General features: G+C 40.4%; 5 protein-coding genes and 1 pseudogene. 2 read left to right on the top strand and 4 right to left on the bottom strand.

All coding sequences use genetic code 11. From position 1 onward, the window contains the following. Window positions 1-607, bottom strand: a pseudogene (locus tag BBROOKSOX_RS09310) (hypothetical protein); the annotation flags it as partial. A 137-nt stretch (window positions 608-744) separates the two neighbouring features. Between BBROOKSOX_RS09310 and BBROOKSOX_RS09305 the strand changes: the two are divergent. Next, window positions 745-924 (top strand): hypothetical protein, encoded by a 180-nt coding sequence (locus tag BBROOKSOX_RS09305; RefSeq protein WP_139699537.1) that lies wholly within the window; start codon window positions 745-747, stop codon window positions 922-924. A gap of 22 nt (window positions 925-946) precedes the next feature. On the opposite strand, the gene BBROOKSOX_RS09300 is transcribed toward BBROOKSOX_RS09305, so the two are convergent. Genes BBROOKSOX_RS09300 through BBROOKSOX_RS09290 form a run of 3 tightly spaced genes read right to left on the bottom strand, consistent with a single transcriptional unit; the run spans window position 947 to window position 3,631 of the window. Beyond that, window positions 947-1,261, bottom strand: a complete 315-nt coding sequence (locus tag BBROOKSOX_RS09300; protein WP_139661322.1) for a rhodanese-like domain-containing protein — start codon at window positions 1,259-1,261, stop codon at window positions 947-949. A 4-nt stretch (window positions 1,262-1,265) separates the two neighbouring features. Beyond that, the gene (locus BBROOKSOX_RS09295; protein ID WP_139661320.1) at window positions 1,266-2,591 is read right to left on the bottom strand and encodes a vWA domain-containing protein; all 1,326 of its coding nucleotides are present in this window, start codon (window positions 2,589-2,591) and stop codon (window positions 1,266-1,268) included. Further along, window positions 2,591-3,631 carry an AAA family ATPase gene (locus BBROOKSOX_RS09290; RefSeq protein WP_139661318.1) on the bottom strand — a complete coding sequence of 347 codons (1,041 nt, stop codon included), beginning with the start codon at window positions 3,629-3,631 and terminating at the stop codon, window positions 2,591-2,593. The genes BBROOKSOX_RS09295 and BBROOKSOX_RS09290 overlap by 1 nt, the downstream gene beginning before the upstream one ends. A 63-nt stretch (window positions 3,632-3,694) precedes the next feature. Here BBROOKSOX_RS09290 and BBROOKSOX_RS09285 point away from each other — a divergent pair, with 63 nt between their 5' ends. Next, window positions 3,695-3,979: a YbeD family protein gene (locus tag BBROOKSOX_RS09285; RefSeq protein ID WP_139661315.1), complete on the top strand. Its 285-nt coding sequence runs from the start codon at window positions 3,695-3,697 to the stop codon at window positions 3,977-3,979. Window positions 3,980-4,029: the final 50 nt, after the last annotated feature.

The following is a 4,029-nucleotide window of genomic DNA, read 5'->3' as shown; positions in this document are numbered from 1 at the left end:
TATCACTCCTTAATGTAATATCGGTATCTAGTATCAGTTTGTCATTAGTTGCGTTAAAACCTACGCCACCTAATACCACTTTAATAGATTTAATATCTGTATCAGTGGTGTTTGCAATATCGGCGTCAAAGGCAACGCCTACTGCAATTTCTGAACGGGTAAACAGTGCTTTGCTGGTGGATTGTACATCGGTTGCTGAGTTTAAATCAACGGCATTTGGGGCTTTAGCATCAACAGTTATTGTGTTTGCGCTACTGGCTACTGCTGGTGTGGCTAACTGTATGGCGTTGCCTGCAGTATCTTTAATACTGCCAGTGTTTAAAGACAAGGCAGTTGTGGTGGCAGTGATGCCAGTTGTTGTCATGTCACCGCTGGCTATTGTATAACTAAACACTAAGGTGTTAGCGTTAGAAGCAGTAGAAACATAAGTGGCACTTTTATTCACACCGCCTATGCTAATAGTATAAGTGGGCTCTCCAGTTACCACGACTGTTTCACTCAGAGTAACGGTAACAATAATTTTATCACCTATTTTAAGCGTGCTGGTCTTGCCAGCACCAGTGGCATTTGTTGCGCGGATAGCAACGCTATTAATTTTGGTTTGCATGATTACTTCTTTTGTTATTATGGCCTGAGACCTTTGCATAAATAGGAACAATCATCAGAAACCCACTTTTCACCCACTTGGCGATTTTTTAAACCCAGCCTTAGCCCTGCTAGGACAAGGTTTAAAGAAATCACCAATTGGGAAAAAATTGGATTTTGCTAATCATCCCTATTTATGCAAAGGTCTCGGTCTATTATACCACCTTAAAGCTTGTAACTGTATTTTCGCTAGATTTTGCCAAACTTGCACAACAACACCCAACTACCAAAGTTAGATTTCAATTGATAGACATACATCAGGTACAACAAGCGCACTAGGCGTTTAACACATTCTTTGGGATTAATATAACGGCATAGAAGGATCAATTTTCTTCGCCCAAGCATCAATGCCACCACGCAAATTAATAATCTTTTCAAAACCAATAGCATCAAAATAGCGTGCCACTTGCATAGAACGAATACCATGATGGCAAATAATAACAGTTTCTTGTGTTTTGTCTAATGACTCTATATTACTCATAATCTGACCCATCGGCAATAATTTAGAGTTTTCAAAATGACATTTATCCCACTCCCATTGTTCTCGCACATCTAGCAATAAAGGTTGATTGTTTTTTAAATAAGCTTCAAATTCAATAACGCTAAAATCTTGCATAAGTCTAATTGAGTTGTATGCGAGTGCCCCAAGGTGTTTGCTCTTTGCCTTTAATGAGCCACATCACTGGATAATTTGGCTCTGCTTTAGGAAACACACCTTTGGCGTCAGTAAAATAAATAACTACATCACAGGCACTGTCTTGGGTATCAATATAGTCAAATACGGGATTAAAATTAGTACCTTTACCACCACCCAAAGCAGCAGGAAATTGTAACTCATCCCAAGCTTCAAAACACCAAGGTGAGTGCTCAGAGAGCTTATCATCACAAGCAAGTAGCGTAATGCTGGCACGCAAATTAGACTTAATGGCACTCACTTCTGAAACAAACTCATTTACTTCTTCTTGAGAAATAGAACCAGAAGTGTCAATTGCCACGATAATGTCAATCTGATGGGATTTAAGCGCAGGTAGGATTGCCTCGCCTGTTCTGCGTGATGGGCGAGAATAGCTAAAATCATCTCGTGCAAATGCTGACATATATTGTGCTAATAAGGATTGCCACGAAACTTGAGGCTGTAAAAAGAAATCAATTAATTTAGCAAATTCTCCATCAAGTTTACCTGCTTGTTGTGCAAGTTGCGCGCTTGAAGCAAGGTTTTTTTGCCATTCGCTAGCCAGTTTTTCAATCTCATCAGGACGCAAAGTAGCCGGTTGCTTTGCCAAAGAAGAGGCACCCTGATTACCCTCATTTACCTTACTTTCAGGCTTGGGATCTTGTTGTAGTTGGTCTTCACGCATACCACCATCTGATTGCTTAGAATCATCATTTGCTTGGTCATCATATAAGTGCTGATCCATTGGTTCTTGATTAAGATTGTCATCAATCATTGGATAAATTTCTTCGGCAATCATGCCCGAATATTGTTGAAAAATCGGCACATCAATCGGCGGATGAAAACCCTCTTTGACTAACAATGGGTTGATGGCAAAGTCACAAGCTAAATCCCACTTATGCTTGGTGCGATTACCCCGTCGTGCAAAATGTGTCAGTGCACAATGTAGCGCTTCGTGAATTAAAACAAATTTGATTTGATGGTTATTTAGCGAATCAATAAATTCAGGATTATAATAAAAACTTTTGGCATCAGTAGCACTGGTTTTGCACCAAGAGTCCGCTGCCACTAGAGGCAGGCGCAACACCAAATTACCCAAAAAAGGTTTATCCAATATCAATTGCGTGCGTGCTTTAGTGAGTCGTGCTTTAATTGCCTCTAATGCTTCGGTGTTAAGCGTGTATTTTTCCTGTGTTGGAACAACATCTTCGCCAACGACTCTAACTGGTTCGGGCTTGATGGTGTTATCTTTCCATGTGGGGTATTTATCCACTAGTCAAACAAGGTATCGGCAATTTTGCTTGCCCAATTAGCAAACTCTGGAATAGCAAAAATTTCTTCACCGATGGCACGTTGCATATCAGATACCAACATGACACCCAATTCTTTTTGCGGGAAGTCACGAGCAAAGTTTAGAATGTTACCCCAAACTTGTTGGGCGTTGTCTTTATCTTTAACGCTGATTGCTCTACCCACAAGCGCTGAACAAATTGCATATTGTAAGTCAATCGCATCTGGAATTGAAACGGACTCGCCATTCACAATCGCATCCAAATCTGGCAAATCTTCCAAGTGCTCAATAAAAGTAGCGATTTCAACACCTGCCACTTCGCCCACACAGGCGCTAGCAGCGGCTCTAAACAAATTCAAATTATCATCAAATTTTTGTAAGGCACGATGCGTAAACTCCCAAGTTCTTGGTGATGGAAAAGCCACAGGATTGTGTGTAGAGTCAAACTCAAATAAATGCTCAGGACGATAACGCAAAAAACCAATAAGTCGCTCATCAATGTTATTTTTATAAGCCCAATCCACCCAATCATCCAAATTGACATCCAGCTCATAATGTGAAAAACGGTTTGCCAAAGGTGCTGGCATTGAATAAGTGACACCACGATCACCTTGGCGATTGCCAGCGGCAAAAATTACCCAACCTTCTGGCACCACATAATCCCCCAAACGCCGATCTAAAATAAGTTGATAAGCTGCAGCAGAAACCGTGGGTGGCGCTGAGGTAATCTCATCTAAAAATAAAATACCTTGTTTGCCGTGTCGTTTTTCATCGGGCAATAACGAGGGAATTGCCCAATCTACTTGTTCGCCATTTTTAAAGGGAATGCCGCGTAAATCACTCGGCTCCATTTGCGACAGGCGAATATCAATCATATTTACATTGTGCCCAGTAGCAATTTGAGAGATGATTTGGGATTTTCCAATCCCAGGTGCACCCCATAACATAACAGGTGTGTGATGACCGTGAAGCACGGATTCAAATTCTTGATTTAAAACAATACTGACTTGTTGTGGACGCATAATTAATTTGAGAATACTAAAATTGACACTATTTTATAGCAATAGACGATAAAATTACTTAATATGAATAAGCTTAATCCAAAACCTACCGCAGAAGCCATTTTTAATTTTCCTTGCGATTACCCTATCAAAGTAATGGGCAAAGACTGTCAAGCCTTACACACTGAAATGTGCGCTATTATTGAGCGCCACGCCGGTGAGATTCACCCGCATCGAATTAGTAGCAAAAAAAGCACCAAAGGCAACTATATTTCATACACCGTTAGAATCGTTGCAACCAGTGTATCGCAACTTGATTTAATCAATAAAGAACTCCAAGATCATCCTTTGGTCGCCTATATACTTTAAAGGCCTTTATATGAAAATTGTCAATTTAGGGCTACAAGACTACCGTACAA

It is taken from the genome of bacterium endosymbiont of Bathymodiolus sp. 5 South, from assembly GCF_900128535.1.
Classification (GTDB): Bacteria; Pseudomonadota; Gammaproteobacteria; order PS1; family Pseudothioglobaceae; genus Thiodubiliella.
This window is presented reverse-complemented; position numbering and strand designations above follow the sequence as displayed.

Excerpts from the sequence above, each read along its gene's own strand:
- BBROOKSOX_RS09300 (WP_139661322.1), bottom strand. The coding sequence starts at position 1,261 with ATGCAAGATTTTAGCGTTATTGAATTTGAAGCTTATTTAAAAAACAAT.
- BBROOKSOX_RS09290 (WP_139661318.1), bottom strand. The coding sequence starts at position 3,631 with ATGCGTCCACAACAAGTCAGTATTGTTTTAAATCAAGAATTTGAATCC.
- BBROOKSOX_RS09285 (WP_139661315.1), top strand. The coding sequence starts at position 3,695 with ATGAATAAGCTTAATCCAAAACCTACCGCAGAAGCCATTTTTAATTTT.